The 20,711-nt window shown below is 62.9% G+C and carries 19 protein-coding genes; 16 read left to right on the top strand and 3 right to left on the bottom strand.

Annotated elements, in window-relative coordinates:
• Positions 1-31: 31 nt before the first annotated feature.
• From F3J14_RS04965 to F3J14_RS04930, 8 genes are all read left to right on the top strand, one after another.
• Positions 32-4,621 (top strand): RHS repeat-associated core domain-containing protein, encoded by a 4,590-nt coding sequence (locus F3J14_RS04965; protein ID WP_166722055.1) that lies wholly within the window; start codon positions 32-34, stop codon positions 4,619-4,621.
• A gap of 2 nt (positions 4,622-4,623) precedes the next feature.
• Positions 4,624-5,013, top strand: coding sequence for an immunity 50 family protein (locus F3J14_RS04960; protein WP_247682130.1), 390 nt, complete (start codon positions 4,624-4,626; stop codon positions 5,011-5,013).
• Between the two features lie 43 nt (positions 5,014-5,056).
• Positions 5,057-5,389 (top strand): colicin E3/pyocin S6 family cytotoxin, encoded by a 333-nt coding sequence (locus F3J14_RS04955; protein WP_348771936.1) that lies wholly within the window; start codon positions 5,057-5,059, stop codon positions 5,387-5,389.
• On the top strand, positions 5,386-5,640 hold the full coding sequence (locus F3J14_RS04950; RefSeq protein ID WP_166722053.1) for a hypothetical protein: 255 nt from the start codon (positions 5,386-5,388) through the stop codon (positions 5,638-5,640). Before F3J14_RS04955 ends, F3J14_RS04950 begins: the two co-directional genes overlap by 4 nt.
• Positions 5,641-5,847: 207 nt before the next feature.
• On the top strand, positions 5,848-6,231 hold the full coding sequence (locus F3J14_RS04945) for a DUF2750 domain-containing protein (protein ID WP_166722052.1): 384 nt from the start codon (positions 5,848-5,850) through the stop codon (positions 6,229-6,231).
• Positions 6,232-6,569: 338 nt separating this feature from the next.
• A complete protein-coding gene (locus F3J14_RS04940; protein WP_166722051.1) occupies positions 6,570-6,995 on the top strand; it encodes an SMI1/KNR4 family protein in 426 nt (141 codons plus the stop codon).
• Positions 6,996-7,115: 120 nt separating this feature from the next.
• Complete coding sequence (locus tag F3J14_RS04935; protein ID WP_247682129.1) at positions 7,116-7,367, top strand: hypothetical protein; 252 nt, start codon at positions 7,116-7,118, stop codon at positions 7,365-7,367.
• Between the two features lie 173 nt (positions 7,368-7,540).
• Positions 7,541-7,858 (top strand): hypothetical protein, encoded by a 318-nt coding sequence (locus tag F3J14_RS04930; protein WP_166722050.1) that lies wholly within the window; start codon positions 7,541-7,543, stop codon positions 7,856-7,858.
• An 85-nt stretch (positions 7,859-7,943) separates the two neighbouring features.
• On the opposite strand, the gene icmH is transcribed toward F3J14_RS04930, so the two are convergent.
• From icmH to tssJ, 3 genes are all read right to left on the bottom strand, one after another.
• Entirely contained in the window at positions 7,944-8,726 is a 783-nt protein-coding gene (icmH, locus tag F3J14_RS04925) for a type IVB secretion system protein IcmH/DotU (RefSeq protein WP_166722049.1), read from the bottom strand.
• A complete protein-coding gene (gene tssK / locus F3J14_RS04920) occupies positions 8,723-10,069 on the bottom strand; it encodes a type VI secretion system baseplate subunit TssK (protein ID WP_006751241.1) in 1,347 nt (448 codons plus the stop codon). Before tssK ends, icmH begins: the two co-directional genes overlap by 4 nt.
• Positions 10,070-10,173: 104 nt before the next feature.
• Positions 10,174-10,785, bottom strand: a complete 612-nt coding sequence (gene tssJ / locus F3J14_RS04915) for a type VI secretion system lipoprotein TssJ (RefSeq protein WP_166722048.1) — start codon at positions 10,783-10,785, stop codon at positions 10,174-10,176.
• Between the two features lie 375 nt (positions 10,786-11,160).
• On the opposite strand from tssJ, the gene F3J14_RS04910 reads away from it, so the two are divergent.
• From F3J14_RS04910 to tssH, 8 genes are all read left to right on the top strand, one after another.
• On the top strand, positions 11,161-11,802 hold the full coding sequence (locus tag F3J14_RS04910) for a tetratricopeptide repeat protein (protein ID WP_166722047.1): 642 nt from the start codon (positions 11,161-11,163) through the stop codon (positions 11,800-11,802).
• Positions 11,803-11,846: 44 nt separating this feature from the next.
• Positions 11,847-12,362 (top strand): type VI secretion system contractile sheath small subunit, encoded by a 516-nt coding sequence (tssB, locus tag F3J14_RS04905; protein ID WP_006484395.1) that lies wholly within the window; start codon positions 11,847-11,849, stop codon positions 12,360-12,362.
• A gap of 15 nt (positions 12,363-12,377) precedes the next feature.
• Entirely contained in the window at positions 12,378-13,868 is a 1,491-nt protein-coding gene (tssC, locus tag F3J14_RS04900) for a type VI secretion system contractile sheath large subunit (protein WP_006757139.1), read from the top strand.
• 70 nt (positions 13,869-13,938) lie between these two features.
• Positions 13,939-14,442: a type VI secretion system tube protein Hcp gene (locus F3J14_RS04895; RefSeq protein WP_006477093.1), complete on the top strand. Its 504-nt coding sequence runs from the start codon at positions 13,939-13,941 to the stop codon at positions 14,440-14,442.
• Positions 14,443-14,503: 61 nt separating this feature from the next.
• On the top strand, positions 14,504-14,989 hold the full coding sequence (tssE, locus tag F3J14_RS04890; RefSeq protein WP_059465243.1) for a type VI secretion system baseplate subunit TssE: 486 nt from the start codon (positions 14,504-14,506) through the stop codon (positions 14,987-14,989).
• Between the two features lie 77 nt (positions 14,990-15,066).
• Positions 15,067-16,902 carry a type VI secretion system baseplate subunit TssF gene (gene tssF / locus F3J14_RS04885; RefSeq protein WP_166722046.1) on the top strand — a complete coding sequence of 612 codons (1,836 nt, stop codon included), beginning with the start codon at positions 15,067-15,069 and terminating at the stop codon, positions 16,900-16,902.
• Entirely contained in the window at positions 16,866-17,966 is a 1,101-nt protein-coding gene (gene tssG, locus F3J14_RS04880; protein WP_166722045.1) for a type VI secretion system baseplate subunit TssG, read from the top strand. The genes tssF and tssG overlap by 37 nt, the downstream gene beginning before the upstream one ends.
• A gap of 43 nt (positions 17,967-18,009) precedes the next feature.
• On the top strand, positions 18,010-20,679 hold the full coding sequence (gene tssH / locus F3J14_RS04875; RefSeq protein ID WP_166722044.1) for a type VI secretion system ATPase TssH: 2,670 nt from the start codon (positions 18,010-18,012) through the stop codon (positions 20,677-20,679).
• Positions 20,680-20,711 lie beyond the last annotated feature (32 nt).

Genomic DNA, 20,711 nt, shown 5'->3' with positions numbered 1-20,711 from the left:
GTCTAAAAAAACGAATTGAACGAAGAGCGACATGGCACAACAACTTCCACCGGGCGCCGAGAAGGAACAGGCCGTTACCTGGCTCAGCGATGTTTCCCCCAAGGATGTCGCCGCGGGCGGCAACCGCTTCGATGCGTGGTTGCGACGGATCAGCGGCAACCACATCACGTTCGAGGACGTGAAGACCTTTGCCGGTGCAGTGCCGATCGTCGGCAACATCATGGCGATGGTCGACGCGCTCGGCGACATTGCCGAGATCGTCGAGAAGCGCGGCGGTCAGGTGCTCGACTACATGAGCCTCGCGATCAACCTGCTCGGCATCATTCCGATTCCGCCGACGCTCGCGCCGTTCCGGATGTCGGCGCGCCCGCTGCTCGCGCTCGTTCGTCACGAATTGCTGGCGACACGCAGCAATCTCGGCGCGGCGATCATCTCCGTGCTGGTCACGCATATCAACGCGACTTGCGCGACCGAGATCGAGGATTTTCTCAACAAGCTGAAGGCCGGCCTCGTCGAGCTGCTCGACGGATGCGCATCGAAAGCCGAAGAGATCATGCTCGCGCTGGCGACGGGCATGGACAAGGCGCTGCACGGGCAGCTCTTCGACGCCAACGCCAATCTGAGGCGCCAGCAGCAGCTCGCCAAAAAAATGGCGGACGCCCGGCCGTGGTACAGCCCGAGCCGTGTCGGCGACGGCATCCAGTTCGCGTACGAAGGCACCAAGGCGCTCGGGAAGAAGGCCGTGAACAAGACGGCCGGCACCATGGCGACGCTCGCGCCCGACGCATGGCTCGAGCCGTTTCGCGGCACGGTGACGTTCCTGCGGACCGAGGCGCCGAAGATCGCGAAGTCGATCCGTTCGCTCGCCGGCAGCGAAGAAGGCAAGATGATGTGGCTGGTCTTGCAGCTGATCGAGGCTGTCGGGCGCGTGAAGGCACGCGCGAAGCTCCATGAGCAGAGCGCGGACGTCAAGGCGGCAGGGACGAGCCAGGCGAAGAAGACGCGCGGGCAGGAGGGGCTGGAGAAAACCAACGGGCAAGCACCATCCGAAGGGCCGGGGAAGAGCACGTGCAAGTCTTGCGGCGTCGGGGCATCGCCCGCATCCATCGATTTCGCGTTCGGTGACGAAACGTTCTCGCACGTCGATTTCGACCTGCCGGGCGCGCTGCCGCTCGTCTGGGAGCGTACGTACCGTTCCCGGCTTTCCGCGTATGACGACGGCGAACTGGGTGCGCGGTGGATCACCCCTTATACGACGCGAATCGACATCAAGAACGGTCAGTGGATCTATCGCGATGCGGAAGGGCGCAGCATCGAGTATCCGGCGCTTGCGGCCGGCGCGGTGCACGACGATCTGTCGGAGAACCTGACGCTGTCGCGACTCGACGATACGTGGGTGACGATCGCATACGGCCACGCCGTGCTACATGTCTACGAGCGCCGCGGCGACGCATTCCGGCTCGCGATGCAGAAAGACCGCGCCGGAAATGCGATCACGCTCGACTACGATGCGCTCGATCGCCTTGCGCGCGTCATCGACGCAAGCGGCAATGTGCTCGCGTTCGAGCACGACAAGCATGGTCGAATCCTGCAGATCGAGCACGTGCTCAAGGACGGTGCGCGCCGTACGCTGGCAAGCTACGAGTACGACGCGGCAGGCGACCTCGTGCGCGCGGTCGATCGGCACGGCAATGCGCGGACGTATCAATATCGCCGTCACCTTGTGACGCGCTACACCGATCGCACCGGTCGCGGGATGACGCTCGAATGGGATGGCGCGGATGCCGAAGACAACGCGGACGCGAAATGCATCCGTGAATATGCCGATGACGGGAGCCTCGATCTCAGGCTCGCGTGGAACCCGAATATCCGCCTGACCTATGTGACCGACGCGCTCGGTCAGATGACGCGCTACTACTTCAATATCCATGGTTACGTGTACCGGATCGTGTATCCGGACGGCAACCAGGAGTGGTTCCGGCGCGATGCGCATCACAACCTCGTGCTGCATATCCGCCAGGATGGCAGCATCGAGCGGCGGGAATACGACGCGCGCGGCAATCTGGTCCTGCATGAGCTGGCGGACGGCAGCGTCGTCGCGATGGCGTACGACGACAAGGATCAGATGATCCGGCTCGTCGATCCGAACGGACACGTGTGGCAGCGCAAGTACGACGATGCGGGCAACCTCGTCGAGGAGATCGATCCGCTTGAGCACTCGACGAAGTACGAATACAACGACAAGGGATTGCCGACGCAGATCACCGATGCGAAAGGTGGCTCGAAGGTGCTCGAGTACAACGAGGCGGGCCAGGTCACAAGCTATACGGATTGCTCCGGAAAGAAGACGGAGTGGCGGTACGACGATATTGGCCGCGTGATCGAGACCAAGGACGCATCCGGGGGCATGGTTGCCTACGGTTATGGCGCGAATGGCCAATTGACGGAAATCCGTTCGCCGGCCGGTGTCGAACACGTGCAGTACGACGCCGAAGGACGAATGCTCACGCATACGGATCAACTCAATCGATCGACGCGATATGGCTACGATGCGGTTGGCCGCATTGCGAGCCGCGCGGATGCGCTCGGCCAGACGATTGCGTATCGCTACGACCGTCTCGGCCGATTGAGTGCGCTGAACGATGCCAACTTCGCGACGTACCAGTTCCACTACGATCCGGCGGGGCGACTGATCGAGGAAGTTGCGTTCGACGGCAAGTCGACGCGCTATCAATACGATCCGGACAGCGGCCGCCTTGTTTCGGTCGACGAAGCGGGTTGCGTGACGTCGATCGATGTCGACGCAAACGGCCGTCTGCTGAAGCGGGTCGCGGGGGAGAGCGAGGAGCGGTTTGCCTACGACCCGAGCGGCCGGCTGATCGACGCGGCGAATCGATACAGCCGCGTGCAGTTCTTCTTCGATCCGGTCGGCAATCTGGTGCGCGAACATCACGCGTACGATCTGTTCGGCGAACGACGCAGCTACGTGTGGCACCACGAATACGATGAACTCGGCAACCGGCGACGTACGGTGCGGCCGGATGGGCATGCCGTCGACTGGTTGATGTACGGTTCCGGCCATGTGCACGGGATGCTGCTCGATGGCGAGGAGCGCGTGCAGTTCGAGCGCGATGATCTTCATCGCGAGACGGTGCGCGTGCTGTCGAGCAAGATCGGTCAGCGCACGCACTACGATCCGGCGGGGCGCGTGCTGCAGCAGACGATCCAGCGGTCGACGTCGCCCGCGCCGCTCGCCGAGCGGCGGTATCGCTATGACGCGGCGGGACAGTTGTCGCGGATCGAGGACAGCCGGAAGGGTGGGATCGACTATCGATACGATCCGGTCGGACGGTTGATCGAGGCGATCAGTCCGGTCGCGAAGGAACGGTTCGCGTTCGATCCGGCGAGCAACATCATCGATCCGGTGCGGACCACGGAGACGCCGGCCTCTCGTCCGAGCCCGGTGCGGCCGGAAAGCACGTTGCCGGTCGAGGTGCCGAAGGTGCTGGGCAACCTGCTGAAGGCGTATGCGGGAATGCACTTCGAGTACGACGCGCGCGGGAATCTGGTGCGCAAGCGTACACCGGCGGGGGAGCAGGAATACGAGTGGGATGAGTTCAATCGCTTGCTGTCTGCGCGGGTTGCTGAGACGTCGCGGCAGAGCCAGGCGCGGTATTTCTATGACGCGTTCGGTCGGCGCATTGCGAAGGAAGTGAACGGCGAGCGGACGGTGTTCGGGTGGGATGGTGACACGCTGGCGTACGAGAGTGACGGCGAGCGGGGCACGCACTATATCTACGAGCCGGGGACGTTCGTGCCGCTGGCGCAGTATGTGGCGGGGCCGGTCGAGGGGATCGCGACGCCGGAGTGGAAGAGTACCGATCGGTATGTGCCGGAGGAGGATCCGCTGCAGAAGGTGCCGGAGCGACGAGGCGGCGCGGTGCTGTTTTATTATCACTGTGACCAGATTGGTACGCCTCAACTGCTGACTGACGACGACGGTGACGTTGTATGGGAAGCGTCGTACAAGGCGTGGGGGGAAGCGCGCGAGGTTATTGCGCGGGCGTCGAAGGCGGCGGGGATCGTGGTGAGGAACCCGCTGCGGTTTCAGGGGCAGCAGGTTGATGATGAGACGGGGCTCTCGTATAACCGGCACCGGTACTATGATCCCGACGCAGGTAGATTCGTAAGTCGCGATCCGATCGGCCTGAAAGGTGGTGTAAACGTCTACCAATACGTTCCCAATCCCACTCATTGGATTGATCCGCTAGGGTTGGCATGTAGTCCGACGCGTCGCGCAAGTTTGAGAGAGATTCGGCGGCAACTTGGTATTCCAATGTCTCAACAGCCACTGAGTCAGAAAATGGTTCCATTAACGGACTCTAGCGGAGCCTGGATTCTGGGGGAAAATAAGCAGCCGGTTATGACTAGGGAGTTGACGTATCAAGTGAATGGCAAGAGTGTGATTGTCCAGGACCACTCTGCTGGGCATTATTACAATGAGGGGGGAATAGGTGATCAACCGTCGCACCACAATGTTCGACCCGAGGAAAATACTCGCACAGGTAAGGTGGATGGTATGGATGATCACTATTACTTCAACTGTCGAAACAGGAAATGAATATGACAATGAAAATAATGAATCCTCAGGCGATCACTTCAATTTATGGGGAATTTCCTTCCCTCGTCGAGGCGGAGCTAACTGAGGTTCGTGTCGCTCGAGACGAGCCGAGGATATCGATTAGGGTTGCAACGAAACGAAAGCCAATAAAGCAACCCGCGCGGTGGCCACAGAATTTCGATGAGGTTTATATCGAAATTTCGTTTATTGGGGTGAGCGATTTTTCGTTTTGTCAGTGGGGGCGCGAAAATATCGTTGACGAGGTTGATTTAAAGGATATTGATGATCGGGTGTCTGTTCGGTTCTCTTGCAAGAACAACGTTGCATTGAAATTCTCGTGCGATTGGATTCGTATTGAGAGTGTTGCCTGCGGGATCGTCGGGAGCCCTTAATTGATAAATCGAGCGGTTCGATCCGAGTAGCACCATTGACCCGGTGCGGTCTGCGGAGACGTCAGCATTTCGTCCGAACCCGGTGCGACCGGAAAGCACGTTGTCGGTTGAGGTGCCGAAGGACATCCCCACGCCAGCAAGTCTTCCAGGTTTTCCCGATGCTTGGCGCGCGAAACCGAAGACGCCAGTGCGGGGCGGTGGTGGTTTACGAAAGCGTTGGAAGCATGCGAATGGGTGTATTTGCGAGTGGGACTCACAGCACGGCGAAGTTGAGATGTACAACAAGCGAGGGAAGCACATGGGCGCGTTCGATCCCAACACTGGCGAAGCCATGGCCGGCAAATGCGCAGACGCTACAGGGACGATTGAACCATGAGCAACGAAAGAGTGTTGCGCTATATATCGGTGTTTGAAAGGGCGGGCGATGCGCACGTGAGGGATATCCATTTTTCAAGCCAGCCGTTACTACATGAGCTTCAGTCGATATTCTCGGTTGGTGCCGATGACCCGATGTACGACGAATATCCGATCGACGCGACGATAGCGAGTCGGCTCACCTCAGTTGTTCGTGAGCGTTTCGACTTTGAGCGATTCGAATATTTTCTTTCTTGTGATGTGGTGACGTAGGGTCATTGCAAGGACGAAGCTAACAAGGCCGCGCCAGCGGCCCGTGTCCTTTCCGGGCGCGCACGTCAGATCGACGCGATCTCCCGGACGCCCGGTAAGGAGCTTGATAGCGGGCGGGAGCGAAGCAAAGAATGGTCACTGCTACAGACACTCTGAGTTGCAACATGCCGACCTACATAAGACTCGGCATCAAATCGGAGGTTACTAATGTCAGCAAATCCAAAGAAGATAGAGAACGTGCTACGACTCGATGCGCAATCCCGATGCGAATATTTCCTCCGCAAGGTCGCCGACTTTGAAGTTGTCTGGAGCCTCTTTGATCAGGGGTGGGCCACTGCCCGCGCCGGCGCGGCGACGGTGGTGCCTTTCTGGCCTGAGGAGGCATTCGCAAAGTTGTGCGCGACTGATGAATGGCAAGGATTTTGTCCAAAGGCGATTGCGCTAGAGGATTTTCTAGAGCGGTGGCTGCCAGGGATGGCGAATGATCAGCGAATTTGTGCTGTCTTTGCGGCACCGAGTGATCGCGGGACACTCATGTCGCCGATGGACCTCGAAAAATTGATCAGACGGGAACGCGAGCAATACGAGTAACTCCGCGAAGGAACACATCCTTATGAGACGAAGTTGCACCGAACCACATCGGTAGAACGTCCGCACTTGAGACGGTCTATCGCGAAGGATTCGACGTTCGGTCGCCGTATTGCGAAGGAGGCGTACGGCGAGCGGCCGATGTTCGGGTGGGATGGTGACATAAAGAGCCGCAGTATGTGGAGTGCTACGCCTTACCGATCTGTTGGTGAATCTCAAAGGCTTGACGCTTGGGGAGAGGTGAAATCAGGACCGCGCGCCCCCGCCGGAATCTCGGATGCTTGCCGCAAGCGTGCCTTGAAGAAGGCGGATAAATACTTCGATCGACTCGGAGCCATCAAATGACGGACTTCACCACATTACTGGGCGCTGGCTTTCACAGAAACGCCCCGTCCACCCCAGCGGCCATCGGGAGCCTGGAAACGAGTCTGGGTGCTTCGCTCCCACCGAACTATAAGGATCTCCTCCTGTGGTCGGACGGGGGCGAGGGAGAGATTGGTGACCTCTATCTGGCCCTGTGGACCGTCGATCAGGTCGTCGAACTTAATGCCTTGTATTCAATCACGAAGCGCATGGGGCACGGGTTCGTGGGTATTGGTACGGATGGCGGGGATTACTGCTTTGCCCTCGACCTCAGAGGAGGCGAACGCTTCGTTGTTGTGCCGCTTGGCGCGCTCACAGAAGATGAAATTAAGCCTTTGGCGCGCGACCTTGTCGACGGACTGACTAGCATTCGAGACGGCGGCATAACGGGAGATGATCTATAACCGGCGCGTGATTCAAGTAGCGGACAGTTCATCAGCAAAGACACGATCGGGCTGCCGCGATCGAGGTCCAGTATTGAAAGATGACGATCGGGGATCTTGACTGCGATAAGGTACTTAACGATGCGGGAATTTAATTCGAAGGATTTGGATGCTCTGGATTTCGAGAGCGTTCGCGGTGTATTGCTCGGCGGAAAGGGTGGAATTTCCCTCCAAAAAGTCGTCTGTCTGCCGGAGGCTGATGTTTTATGTTGCACGTATATGAGAAAGCAGTTCAATGTGAAATTTGATCTGGATTACGGAGTTTCTCTTGAGGCGGTGAGTGATTTTTCTGTTGATGAGCTTAACGACATTGCTCGGATTTTGACGTGCTAGAAGATGACGGGCTTCCAAGGGTGTTGTCGGCGAGTCGCTTCCCTCAGCACTCGCACGACGCAGGATGATCAAGCCAGACCAATCTCACAGTCGCGGAATCGGCATAATGACGGCCTGCCAACGTGACACTGCGGCCCCAGCAAAAACTCATCCTCGTTACAAACGCACTACCCATGTCGACCATCACCGCGACCACCGCGTCGCTGAAGCACATCCTCGAACACCCCGGCGATTTCTCCGGATGGCTATGTCTGCCGCCGACGCCATGGACGCTCGATACAGAGGGCGCATTCACCGAAGACGCCGACCACACTGAAGCCGACATGCCGCCCGCCACCGTCCCACAACCCGGCTGGCGCGTGACGCTGAACAGCGCGACGATCGAGGACATCGTGATCAACGCACATGACCAGGTCGACGAACCAACAGTCGCGCAATTGTTCGATGCATTCGTGTTCTACGTCGACAACGACGAGTTCATCCTGCTCTGACGACGCACGCCACGCGCCACAGTAAAAAAGGACCGCTGAGCGGTCCTTTTTTGATGAAGCATCAGCGCGGAACGAAGCCTGCCCCTCAAGGCAACGAAATCGTCAAATTCGCGGACTCCGGTCCGACCTTGACGACTTGCGAATAAGGCGCCAACGCCTGCAGCGTCTTGTCCTTCAGATACGTATTGAGCCCGAGAAACCCCAGCAGCGCGACCAGCGCGAACACCGCCCCGATCGCCCAAACCGGCACCTCGCGCTTCAACCGATGCGCGATCTGGTCGGGCAGCGGCCAATGCGGCGCGAACGGCGCGCGCTTGCCTTTCATATGCGCGATCTCGTCGCCCAGCCGCGCGGTGAGATAAGCCAGCTTCTCCGGCCCCTCGAGCAGATACTTGCCCTGGAACCCGAGCAGCAGGCACATATGAAACACCTCGAGCGACTGCAACCGCGCCGCGCCCTGCGCGCGGCATTCCTCGAGATACTGAAAGAACTTCTCCCCCGCGAGCTGCTCGCCGAACAGCACGAGCTGCAGCGGCCGGCGCTCCCAGTCGGCCCGAATCTTGAACTGCGACGACAGCACCATTTCATCGACCGCCGCGCAATACGCGAACTTCGCGCCGTACACGTCTTCCGCGGCGATATTCAGCTTCTTCGCGCCGCGCTCGAAATCCGACAGGAATTCCTGGATCTTGGTGCTGAACTCGCTCGCGCTGTCCGGCTCGCGGCCGTTCTTGAGCAGGAACAGCATGAAGAACCCGTCGTACAGCAGGTCGACCAGCGAACGGGCCTGGAACGCGGCGTCGGTCGACGCCGGGGTCTGCAGCGGTGCCGGCGTGTTGTCGCCGAACAGGGAGGGCGCGTAGCTCATGAGGTGACCGCGATCAGTTCGAATTTCAGGTCATTGATGCCAGTCGGCGCGTAGATCATCGCGGACTGGGCCTGCAGCATGCGCTCGTACAGCGCGCCGCGCGAATCGAGCGAGAAATAGCACGCGCCCGGCCGCACGGGGATCGCGGGCGGCACCTGCGGCGTGTACGACAGGCGCACGCCGGGCATCGCCGACAACACGAGCTTGTCGACGTCGTCAGGCGCACCGACCTTGAAGCGGGCCGGCACGGCATCGATGAGCTCGACGTTCGGCATGTCCGCGGACACGGCCAGGTAGAACTCGGTCTTGTCGTCGATCTTGCCGGAATCGAGGCGCCCGAGGTGGAACGACGGACGCACCTCGTCGAGCGTGATCGCGAAGTAGCGCGTCGAGATCACGGTGTCGAGCAGCTCGCGCAGCATCAGGTCGAGACGCGCGAAGCTCGGGCCCGGGTCGTCGTGGCGATACACGGGCAGGTCGGCGAGCGTGTAGCCCTTCGAGAACGTCATCAATTGTCCCGCGAGGCGCAGCAGTTCCTGGAACAGTCGCTCCGGATGCAGCGCCGCATGCTGGTGCAAGTGCGCGAGCGTAGCGAACGCGGCGTTCGCGGTGTGCAGCAGCCAGAACGACGCGATGTCGCCGGAGCGGAACTCGATGATGTTCTTCGACGGCTCGCGATGAAAGCCGTACAGCGCGTTGACCTTCGCCTGCAGCGCGTCGACCAGTTGGCGCAACCGCTGGTGCAGGATCGGCGAAGCCTCGATCGCGAGGCACGGCGGCACGAAGCTGTCGTCGATCTCGAAGCCGGACGTCGCGGTGCGGCGCACGCGCACGAGCGGCACCGACAGCAGCTGGTCGCGCGGCTCGCTATGTGCGATCAGCTTGACCTGCGTCTTCAGGAACGTGATGTCAGCTTCGGCGGCGTCGGTGAAGTTGTCGGCGACGCTCGTCTGCTCGCTGACGAAACGCGTCATGAAACCGGCGGCCGGATCGTCGCTGTAGTTGGTGCCGTTCTCGCGCAACGGGTGCAGCGCGAGGTAGAACACGAATTCGTTGATGCCGTCGGGCAGCGTGTCGAGCGCGATCGGCGGCGGCAGGTCGTCGGCCTGCGGCGCGGCATACAGCGCGCCGTCCGGGAACACGAGCGCGAGCTCGGCCACGCGCAGCACGTTGCTGCCGAGCGCATCGCGGTCGATGCGCACCGAGCGCACGCCCCAGTTGTACGGCTGGATCGCCTGGATGGATTCGAACAGGCGCGCCTCGTGGTAGGCGTCCTGCCGCTGAAAGTGTTGAGGCCGGAGGAACAGCCCTTCCCCCCACAGCACCTTGGCCGAATAACTCATGTCAAATCCGGTTAATGTGGCGTTGCGATGTAATCGATTTGGTCATGCCCGAATTAACTCGCCAATTGTTAACTCTTGTTAATTGACATTCGCGCGTCATGTGTTTAACCGCAGCTGACCGACGAAAGCATATTCAGCGGTTGCGAAGGCGCGCCTTGTTGCGGTGCGATCACGGAACCATCAGTGACCGTCATCGCGCAATTATGCAGGCCGATGATTATGCCGGATTTCTCCGACTTCGCCGGGTCGAACGTCAATTTCCATCGCTGGATTGCGGGATCGCGGAACAGCGCGACGATGCCGAATGCCTGCGCTTCGCGCGATACCTTTTCGGTCGCGGTATAGCGTTGGCCCGGAATCAGCGTGATTTCACGCACGTTCAGCAGATCGGCGCCCAGCGCGGCCTTTTCCTTGGTCGGATCGGTGAACGCATCGAACGGCGCCTGCTGGAACGAAGTCGGATCCTTCAGCGCGTAGAGTCTCACCACTAATGCGAGCGGCTTGCGATCGTTCGCGGCATTCAGGTTGGACGCGGCGGCGAGCGTGAGCCCGATGTTGCGCGGCGGCTTCTGGGCGTCGGGCAGGTCGGGCTTGCCGACGCCGGCAGCCTGCAGTACGGCGCTCGCGGCGGAGCCGAGCAGCGGGGCGGCCGCGCATCCGGCCAGGAGCGCGCAGGCGATCAGCGGCAGCGCATAGCGAATCATGGACGATCTCATCGTATTTCCGGCGTGCCGCCTTTAACTCCCCTGTCAGAACTACCGGGCCTTGCGCGTTCTCCGCGTATGTCCGGCTTATCTGGTGTTCAACTATTAAGCAAACGTGCGGCGCATCGCGTCCCCGGAAAATTTTTCCGTCGCCCTGGCAGCGCGTTGCCGGGCAAGTAAAACTTGCGCATTCCGGTCGATGGGAAAGCCGCCGCCGGGCCTTTGCCAGAGGCGTTTCGCGGGGTAGCGCTCGGTTTTAAAAGGAATTACTCTGCACGCAGCGATTGAATTATGAAAAATTGATCGGTACTATACCCGCGCGCTTCTTGCAAAGCAAAAGAACCAGATTCTCAACGATTTTAATACTCACGCGCCGGTGGATATAAGATGAAAGACCGTCTCTTCGCAAAACTTTCTGGGGTAGTGCTGGCTTGCGGCGTGATCGCCGGTTGCGCGAGCCAGCCGCCGGCGCCGCCGACTGCCGAGGTGTTCAACAAGTCGCTGGCCGATGCAGACGCCGTTGCGAAGTCGGGTGACCAGGACAAGGCTCTCGGCCTGTACCAGCAACTCGCGAAGTCGGATCCGACGCGCGAGGAACCGTGGTCGCGCATCGCGCAGATCCAGTTTGCCCAGAACCACTATGGCCAGGCGATCGTCGCCGCGCAGGAAGCACTGCAGCGTGACGCGACCGACCGCCAGGCCAAGAGCGTGCTGGCCGTCGCGGGCCTTCGGATCGCGACGCAGTCGCTCGGCGAGTTGCGCCAGGACGCGTCGCTCGCGGGCGACGCGAAGTCGGACGCGCAGGCGCTTGCGAAGCAGTTGCGCGACACGCTCGGCGAATCGGCGCTATTCCCGCCGGAGCAACGGGTCACGAAGGCGCGTACGCCGCGCCGTATCGTTCATCGTCCGAAGGCCGGTGCGGCACCGGCCGCTGAAGCGGCAACGACCGCGCCGACACCGCCTGCCGCGCCGCAGGCCGCCGCGGGGCAGAAAGGCGGAGCCGATCCATTCAGCGCGCTGCGCAACTGACCGCAACTGACGCGATAACCACAACTAACCTGGGAGCCGTCGAGATGGCCAAGAAAGAAAGCATTCAGAAAAGCTTGCAGAAAATTCGGCCGCCGCGCGTCCAACTGACCTACGAGGTCGAGAAGGGCGACGCGATCGAGGTGAAGGAACTGCCGTTCGTCGTCGGGGTCGTCGGCGATCTGGCGGGCCAGTCGGAAATCGAGCAGCCGAAGCTGCGCGACCGCAAGTTCGTCAATATCGACCGCGACAACTTCGACGACGTGATGAAGGCGATCGAGCCGCGCGCCGCGTTTCAGGTGGAAAACCGCCTGAGCCCGGAAGGCGGCAAGTTCGCGGTCGACCTGAAGTTCCGTTCGCTGTCGGATTTCAGCCCGGACGAAGTCGTCGAACAGGTCGAGCCGCTGCGCCGCCTGCTCGAGGCGCGTTCGAAGCTCGCCGACCTGCGCAACAAGCTCGCCGGCAACGACAAGCTCGAGGATCTGCTGTCGGAAGTGCTGAAGAACACGCAGCAGCTGCAGGAGCTCGCGAAGGGCACGGGCGGCGACAAAGACGGCGAATGACGACGGAGTATTGAGATGAACCAGCAAACGGCTGCGGCCCAAGCGAGCGGCGCGGAATACGCCGCCGGGACTTCGTTGCTCGACGACATCGTCGAGAAGAGCAAGGTCGCGAAATCCGATTCCGAGCATGCGCGTGCGAAGGACCTGATCGGCGAACTCGTGCACCAGGTGCTCGACGGCACGGTGATCGTGTCGGACAACCTGTCGGCGACGATCGACGCGCGCGTCGCGGAGCTCGACCGCCTGATCTCCACGCAGCTCTCCGCGGTGATGCACGCGCCGGAATTCCAGCGCCTCGAAAGCACGTGGCGCGGGATGGACTACCTGGTCAAGGAAAGCAACACGGGCCAGACGATCAAGATCAAGGCGCTGCACGCACCGAAGCGCGACCTCGTGCGCGACTTCAAGGGCGCGAGCGAGTTCGACCAGAGCGCGCTGTTCAAGAAGGTCTACGAAGAAGAGTTCGGCACGTTCGGCGGCTCGCCGTTCGGTGCGCTGATCGGTGACTACGAGATCTCGCGCCAGCCGGAAGACATGTACTTCATCGAGCAGATGTCGCACGTCGCGGCCGCTGCGCATGCGCCGTTCATCGCGTCGGCGTCGCCGGAGCTGCTCGGCCTCGAGTCGTTCTCCGACCTCGGCAAGCCGCGCGATCTCGGCAAGGTGTTCGACACGGTCGAATACGCGAAGTGGAAGTCGTTCCGCGATTCCGAGGATTCGCGCTACGTCGGCCTCACGCTGCCGCGCTTCCTCGGCCGCCTGCCGTTCAATCCGAAGGACGGCCAGACCGCGGAGAACTTCAACTTCGTCGAGGATGTAGACGGCACCGAGCACGACAAGTACCTGTGGTGCAACGCGTCGTGGGCGTTCGCGGCACGCCTGACCGCCGCGTTCGACGACTTCGGCTGGTGCGCGGCGATCCGCGGCGTCGAGGGCGGTGGCCTCGTCGAGGATCTGCCGACCCACACGTTCAAGACCGACGACGGTGAAGTCGCGCTGAAGTGCCCGACCGAAATCGCGATCACAGATCGCCGCGAGAAGGAGCTGAGCGACCTCGGCTTCATCCCGCTCGTCCATTGCAAGAACTCGGATTACGCTGCGTTCTTCGCCGCGCAATCGGTGCAGAAACCGAAAAAATACAGCACCGACAGCGCGAATGCGAACGCCGTCCTGTCCGCCCAGCTTCAGTACATCTTCTCGGTATCGCGCGTCGCGCACTACCTGAAGGCGATGATGCGGGACAAGATCGGCAGCTTCGCATCGGCGCAGAACGTGGAGACTTTCCTCAACCGGTGGATTTCGCAGTACGTCCTGCTCGACGACAACGCATCGCAGGAACAGAAGGCGCAATTCCCGCTGCGCGAGGCATCCATACAAGTGTCAGAGATTCCGGGCAAGCCGGGCTCGTATCGTTCGGTCGCGTTCCTGCGCCCGCACTTTCAGCTCGACGAACTCTCGATTTCTCTGCGACTTGTCGCTGATCTGCCCAAACCGGCAAATTCATAAGCGAGTAGATCGCCCGGGCGGGCCGCCTGGGTAGGACGTTAAAACCACCTCTTTGGGGAGTCGAAGGGCCATGTTACATATGCACTTGCAGTTTGGTAGTCCCGCGGTGAAGGGCGAGTCCGCGGACAAGGACCACCAGGGCTGGATCGAGCTGAAATCGTGGGATCACTCGATCGTTCAACCGCGTTCGGCAACCGCATCGACCGCTGGCGGTCACACGATGACGCGTTGCGAGCACGGCGACATGATTTTCACGAAGGAAATCGATTCGTCGAGCCCGCTGCTGTACCAACACGCTTCGGGCGGCACCACGTTCGACGAGGTGACGGTCCATTTCTCGCGCGCTGACGGTGAAGGCAAGCGCGTGCAGTATCTGGAAGTCAAGCTCAAGTACGTGATCATCTCGAGCATCGCCCCGAGCGTTCGCGAAGAAGGTCTGCCGCTCGAGACGTTCTCGCTGAAGTACGCAGCTGTGCAGTGGAAGCAAACCCAGCAGAAGATCGGCGGCAACCAGGGCGGCAACACGCAAGGCGCCTGGAGTCTGACGAAGAACGACAAGACCTACGCGGTCTAAAGTCGGTTGCGGCAACGGGGCGCACGCGCCCCGTTGCCGTTTTCGCTGTGCGAGCCGGCTGATGAAACGATTCGAACCCAGTTTTCTCGACAAGCTGTTCGACGACGAACCGCACCTGCCGGCCTCGGCAGCGATGCGGCAATTGTCGCTGGACGAGCTCAAGAACACGGTCGCCCGCGACGTCGAGGCGATCCTCAACACCCGTATCGCGCACACCGAAATCGAGCTGGCCGCGCTGCCGGAATGCCAGAAGTCGGTGCTGACCTACGGGCTGAACGATTTCGCGGGGCTGAGCCTCGCGAGTCATTACGACCGTGCGTTCATCTGCAAGTCGATCCAGCAGGCCATCGCGCGCCACGAGCCGCGGTTGCAGCAGGTGCAGGTGACGTTCGAGCTGAACGAGCAGTCGACCAACGCGCTTTACTTCGCGATCCAGGCGCTGCTCGTCGTGCATCCGGCCGAAGAGCCGGTGAGTTTCGACGCGATGTTGCAGCCGTCGACGCTGCAGTATTCGGTCACGCGCACACGCGCGGCAAGAATGTTGTGAGTCAAGCCGCCGAGCGGGCCGGACCGCCCGGTGGAGGAACAGGGTCCGGCAGGAAATATTGAGGTTCGGGGTCGTCGATGGAAGAATTGCTGCCGTATTACGAGCGCGAATTATCGTTTTTGCGGCGCTATTCGCGAGATTTCGCCGAACGCTATCCGAAGATCGCCGCGCGGCTCGCGTTGTCCGGCGAGCACTGCGAGGATCCGCACGTCGAGCGGATGATCGAGTCGTTCGCGCTGCTGGGTGCGCGCATCAACAAGAAGCTCGACGACGACTACCCGGAATTCACCGAAGCGCTGCTGGAAGTGCTGTATCCGCACTACCTGCGGCCGTTCCCGTCGTGCTCGATCGCGCAATTCACACCGGCTTCACCCGGCCAGCAGACCGAACCGGTCGTGATCGACCGCGGCACCGAGCTGAAGAGCCGTCCGATCCGCGGCGTGCAGTGCCGGTTCCGCACCGCGTACGACGTGACGCTCGCGCCGATCCGCATTTCGGAAGCGCGCTACATGCCGGTCGCGCTCGCGCCGAGCGCGACGGTGCTGCCGTCCAACGCGACGGGCGTGATCTCGATCACGTTCGAATCGCTCGCCGCGCAGCTCGATCTCGGCGCGCTGAAGCTGCCGACGCTGCGCGCGCACCTGCACGGCGAACAGTCGTTCGTCGCCGCGCTGACCGACTGCCTGTTCGTCAACGTGCTCGGCGCGTATGTCGAGCCCGAGCGCAACGGCCGCTGGACCGCGCTGCGCAAGCTGCCGATCGCGCACGCCGGCTTCGACGAGGACGACGCGCTGATCGACTACCCGGCGAAGTCGCACCCCGCCTATCGCCTGCTCACCGAATACTTCGCGTTCCCCGACAAGTTCGATTTCGTCGATTTCGACCTCGCGGCGATCGCGCGCGCGTCGGGCCGCTGCCAGCGCGCGACCTTGCATCTGGTGCTGCAGGACGTGCGCAGCGATTCACACGTTGCACGGCTGCTCGAGCTGCTGACGGCCAGCCATTTCCGGCTGTTCTGCACGCCGATCGTCAACCTGTTCCGCCAGCACGGCGAGCCGATCCGCATCACGCACCGCGCGGTGTCGTATCCGGTGATCGCCGAAGCGCGCCGAGCGTTCGCGTACGAGGTGTACTCGATCGATTCGGTGAAGCTCGTCCGGCAGCAGGCGCATGAGGAATCGGTGATCGAGTTCCGGCCATTCTATTCGCTGCATCACGGCGAATCGGCGCGGATCGGTCATTACTGGTTCGCGCGCCGCAACGACTGGGTCGCGCAGAAAAGCCCCGGATACGAAACGGAGATCTCGATCGTCGACATCGACTTCGAGCCGACGTCGCCGCAGACCGACACGCTGAGCCTCGACCTCACCTGCACGAACCGCGACCTGCCGTCGATGCTCGCGTTCGGCCTCGAAGGCGGCGACCTGTTCCAGGAAGGCGGCGCGCAGACGAGCGGCATCTCGCTGCTGCGGCGCCCGACCCAGAGCGTGCGTTTCGAGCGCGGCCGCGCCGCGCACTGGCGGCTCGTGTCGCACCTCGCGCTGAACCACGTGTCGCTGGTCGCGCACGGGCTCGCGCCGCTCAAGGAAATGCTGACGTTGTACGACCTGCGGCGCACCGCCGTGTCGATGCGCCAGATCGACGGCCTCGCCGGCGTCGAGCAGCGCGGCGCCGTGCAGTGGCTGCCCGGCAAGCCGTTCGCGACCTTCGTGCGCGGCATCGAGATCCGGCTGACGATCGACGAGGAGCACTTCGTCGGTGCGAGCCTTGCGTCGTTCGTGCGCGTGCTCGACAGCTTCTTCGGGCTGTATGTCCACCTCAACAGTTTCGTTCAACTAGTCGTGGTGTCGAAGCGCACCGGCGAGGAGATCATCCGATGCAAGCCCCGAACCGGCGAATCGATCCTGGCGTAGTCGACGCGCTGCTCGACGAGCCGCACCGCTTCGAATTCTTCCAGGCGGTGCGCGTGCTCGAAGGGCTGTTCGCGCGGCAGGCGTCCGATGCGCCCGGCGCATGGCGGCAGGGTGACGTCGTCGCGCAGCACATCGAATTCCGCAACACGCTGTCGCTCGGCTTTCCGCCGAGCGAGATCGAAGGCGCCCGCTCGTTCCACGACGGCGGCAAGCTGCTCGATTCGGATGAGGAACGCGGCGCCGCGCTCGCGGCCGGCGAGCTCGGTCACGTCGAGCTGACGCCCGCGTTCTTCGGGCTGCTCGGCGCTCAGGGCGCGCTGCCGCTGCACTACACCGAGCAGATCGTCGCGCGCGAGCACCTGAAGCGCGACCACGCGGCGCGCGCGTTCTTCGACGTGTTCTCGAACCGCGCGACCGCGTTGTTCTACGCGGCGTGGAAGAAATACCGGCTGCCGTTCCATTACGAACTCGATCGCGACGAGCGCTACCTGCCGCTCCTGCTCGCGATCGCCGGCGTGCCGAGCGACGAGATCCGCGACAGCCTCGCGGCCGGCGCGGGCGGCGTGCTCGACGAGGCCGTCGCCGGCTACGCGCTCGCCGCGCGGCACCGGCCGATGTCGGCCGCGTACCTGCAGCGCACGCTGTCCGACTACTTCCGCGTGCCGGTGAAGATCGACCAGTTCGTCGGCAAATGGTACGACGTGCCGCCCGACCAGTTGAGCGTGCTCGGCGAGGTCAACGCGGTGCTCGGCGCGACGGCGCTCGTCGGCGAACGTGTGTGGCAGCGCGACATGCGCGCGCGGATCGTCGTCGGCCCGCTGTCCAAGCGCGACTACGAGGCGTTCCTGCCCGGCGGCGCGCACGCCGTCGCGCTCGAACGGATGCTGACGCTGCTCGCCGGCGTCACGCTCGAATACGAGGTGAAGCTCGTGCTGAAGCGCACCGAGGTTGGCGCGAGCGTGCTCGGCGCGGGCTCGCGGCTCGGCTGGGACGCGTTCCTCTGCACGCGCGACGCGCTCGACGACCGCTCGGACGCCCGCTACGAACTGCATGTGATTCACTGATTCCAAACGACAATAAACACCAATCGAACCTGAGATCGACGCCATGAGCACGCCTCTGAAGACCCTGATCACGAAACTGAATCCGCTGTGCCGGCACGCGACCGAGCGTGCGGCGAGCGCGTGCCTGGCGCGCGGCCATTACGAGGTCGATCTGGAGCACCTGTTCCTCGCGCTGCTCGACGAAGCGACGGGCGACCTGCCGCTCGCGTTGCGCGCGAGCCGCGTCGATCCGCATGCGCTGCGTGCCGATCTCGAGCGCGAACTCACGCGGCTGAAGACGGGCAACACGCGCACGCCGGTGTTCTCCGTGCATCTGATCGCGCTGTTCGAGCAAGCGTGGCTGATCGCGTCGCTCGATTCGCAGCTCGGCCGCATCCGCTCGGGGCACCTGCTGCTCGCGCTGCTGACCGCGCCCGATCTCGCGCAGTTCGCGCAGCGCATGTCGTCGCAGTTCGCGGAAATGAATGTGACGGACCTGAAGCACAAGTTCGACGAGATCATGGGCGGCTCGAGCGAGGCCGAGCCGCGCCAGCCGGATACGGAAGAGGGCGACGTCGCGTCGGCTGCCAACGGCGCCGCGCCCGCGGCCGGCCCGTCGAAGACGCCCGCGCTCGACACGTACACGACCAATCTCACGCAGCGTGCGCGCGACGGCAAGATCGATCCGGTGATCGGCCGCGAAGCGGAGATCCGCCAGGCGATCGACATCCTGATGCGCCGCCGCCAGAACAACCCGATCATGACCGGCGAGGCCGGCGTCGGCAAAACGGCGGTTGTCGAGGGTCTCGCGTTGCGGATCGCGGCCGACGACGTGCCGCCGCCGCTGCGCGGCGTCGCGCTGCACGTGCTCGACATGGGCCTGCTGCAGGCCGGCGCGAGCGTGAAGGGCGAGTTCGAGAACCGTCTGAAGAGCGTGATCGACGAGGTGAAGAAGAGCGCGCACCCGATCATCCTGTTCATCGACGAGGCACACACGATCATCGGCGCGGGCGGCCAGGCCGGCCAGAACGACGCGGCGAACCTGCTGAAGCCGGCGCTCGCGCGCGGCGAGCTGCGCACGATCGCCGCGACGACGTGGAGCGAATACAAGAAGTACTTCGAGAAGGATGCGGCGCTTGCGCGGCGTTTCCAGGTCGTGAAGGTCGAGGAGCCGAGTGAGCCGCTCGCGGCGGCGATGCTGCGCGGGATGTCCGGGCTGATGGAGAAGCACTTCAACGTGCGGATCCTCGACGACGCGATCACCGAGGCCGTGCGCCTGTCGCATCGCTACATCAGCGGCCGCCAGTTGCCGGACAAGGCGATCAGCGTGCTTGACACCGCGTGCGCGAAGGTCGCGCTCGCGCACAGCGCGACGCCGGCGGCGATCGACGACACGAAGAAGCGCATCGAGCGCATCGACGCGGAAATCGCGTCGCTGGAGCGCGAATCCGCGGGCGGCGCGTCGCACGACGAGCGGCTCGGCGAGCTACGCGGCGCGCGCGACACGGCGCTCGCGCAATTGACCGAGGGCGAGGCGCGCTATGAAGCCGAGCGCGTGATCGTCGCCGAGATCACCGAACTGCGCGACACGCTCGACAAGGGGCGCGGCCCGTCGGAGGACGGCGAGCCGGTCGACGTGCCGGCCACCCGCGAAAAGCTGGCGGAGCGCGTCGCGGCGCTGCACGCGCTGCAGGGCGGCGAGCCGATGGTGCCGTTGCAGGTGGACGGCCACGTCGTCGCCGAGATCGTTGCCGCGTGGACCGGCATTCCGCTCGGCCGGATGGTGAAGGACGAGATCGACACCGTGCTGAATCTGCAACCGCTGCTGAGCGCGCGCGTGATCGGCCAGGACCATGCGCTGGATGCGATCGCGCAGCGCGTGCGCACGGCGACCGCGAACCTCGAGGATCCGAACAAGCCGCGCGGCGTGTTCATGTTCGTCGGGCCGTCGGGCGTCGGCAAGACCGAGACGGCGCTCGCGCTGGCCGACATCCTGTACGGCGGCGAGCGCAAGATGGTCACGATCAACATGAGCGAATACCAGGAAGCGCACAGCGTGTCGGGCCTGAAGGGTTCGCCGCCGGGCTACGTCGGCTACGGCGAGGGCGGCGTGCTGACCGAGGCCGTGCGCCGCAACCCGTATTCCGTCGTGCTGCTCGACGAGGTCGAGAAGGCACACCCGGACGTGCTCGAGATGTTCTTCCAGGTGTTCGACAAGGGCACGATGGACGACGCCGAAGGGCGCGAGATCGACTTCCGCAACACGCTGATCATCCTGACGTCGAACGTCGGGTCGACCGCGGTGATGCAGGCGTGCCTGAACAAGCCGGCCGAGGAGTTGCCCGATCCGGACGCGCTCGCCGAGGCGCTGCGCCCGCAGCTGTACAAGACGTTCAAGCCCGCGTTCCTCGGCCGGATGAAGGTCGTGCCGTACTACCCGATTTCCGACGACGTGCTGGCCGAGATCATCGAGCTGAAGCTCGAACGGATCCGCCGCCGCATCGACGCGAACCACAAGGCCGCGTTCGAGTGGGACGAATCGCTCGTCGATGCGGTGCTCGCGCGCTGCACCGAGGTCGACTCGGGCGCTCGCAACGTCGACCATATCCTGAACGGCACGCTGCTGCCGGAGATCGCGGGCCACGTGCTCGGCCGGATCGCCGACGGCGCGGCCATCGCGCGCATCGCGGTGCGCGCGGACGAGGCCGGCGAATTCGCATACACCGTCGAATGAGCGCGGCCGCGCAACACGCATTGATGAACTGA

The sequence above is a fragment of the Burkholderia sp. Tr-862 genome (genome assembly GCF_011753085.1).
GTDB classification, from domain to species: domain Bacteria; phylum Pseudomonadota; class Gammaproteobacteria; order Burkholderiales; family Burkholderiaceae; genus Burkholderia; species Burkholderia ambifaria.
The sequence above is the reverse complement of the archived record's forward strand: the minus strand, read 5'-3'. Positions and strand labels throughout refer to the sequence as shown.

Excerpts from the sequence above, each read along its gene's own strand:
- tssB (WP_006484395.1), top strand. The coding sequence starts at position 11,847 with ATGGCCAAGAAAGAAAGCATTCAGAAAAGCTTGCAGAAAATTCGGCCG.
- F3J14_RS04960 (WP_247682130.1), top strand. The coding sequence starts at position 4,624 with ATGACAATGAAAATAATGAATCCTCAGGCGATCACTTCAATTTATGGG.
- F3J14_RS04895 (WP_006477093.1), top strand. The coding sequence starts at position 13,939 with ATGTTACATATGCACTTGCAGTTTGGTAGTCCCGCGGTGAAGGGCGAG.
- F3J14_RS04935 (WP_247682129.1), top strand. The coding sequence starts at position 7,116 with ATGCGGGAATTTAATTCGAAGGATTTGGATGCTCTGGATTTCGAGAGC.
- F3J14_RS04940 (WP_166722051.1), top strand. The coding sequence starts at position 6,570 with ATGACGGACTTCACCACATTACTGGGCGCTGGCTTTCACAGAAACGCC.
- tssJ (WP_166722048.1), bottom strand. The coding sequence starts at position 10,785 with ATGAGATCGTCCATGATTCGCTATGCGCTGCCGCTGATCGCCTGCGCG.
- tssE (WP_059465243.1), top strand. The coding sequence starts at position 14,504 with ATGAAACGATTCGAACCCAGTTTTCTCGACAAGCTGTTCGACGACGAA.
- tssC (WP_006757139.1), top strand. The coding sequence starts at position 12,378 with ATGAACCAGCAAACGGCTGCGGCCCAAGCGAGCGGCGCGGAATACGCC.
- tssK (WP_006751241.1), bottom strand. The coding sequence starts at position 10,069 with ATGAGTTATTCGGCCAAGGTGCTGTGGGGGGAAGGGCTGTTCCTCCGG.
- icmH (WP_166722049.1), bottom strand. The coding sequence starts at position 8,726 with ATGAGCTACGCGCCCTCCCTGTTCGGCGACAACACGCCGGCACCGCTG.
- F3J14_RS04945 (WP_166722052.1), top strand. The coding sequence starts at position 5,848 with ATGTCAGCAAATCCAAAGAAGATAGAGAACGTGCTACGACTCGATGCG.
- F3J14_RS04950 (WP_166722053.1), top strand. The coding sequence starts at position 5,386 with ATGAGCAACGAAAGAGTGTTGCGCTATATATCGGTGTTTGAAAGGGCG.
- F3J14_RS04930 (WP_166722050.1), top strand. The coding sequence starts at position 7,541 with ATGTCGACCATCACCGCGACCACCGCGTCGCTGAAGCACATCCTCGAA.
- F3J14_RS04910 (WP_166722047.1), top strand. The coding sequence starts at position 11,161 with ATGAAAGACCGTCTCTTCGCAAAACTTTCTGGGGTAGTGCTGGCTTGC.
- F3J14_RS04965 (WP_166722055.1), top strand. The coding sequence starts at position 32 with ATGGCACAACAACTTCCACCGGGCGCCGAGAAGGAACAGGCCGTTACC.
- tssF (WP_166722046.1), top strand. The coding sequence starts at position 15,067 with ATGGAAGAATTGCTGCCGTATTACGAGCGCGAATTATCGTTTTTGCGG.
- tssH (WP_166722044.1), top strand. The coding sequence starts at position 18,010 with ATGAGCACGCCTCTGAAGACCCTGATCACGAAACTGAATCCGCTGTGC.
- tssG (WP_166722045.1), top strand. The coding sequence starts at position 16,866 with ATGCAAGCCCCGAACCGGCGAATCGATCCTGGCGTAGTCGACGCGCTG.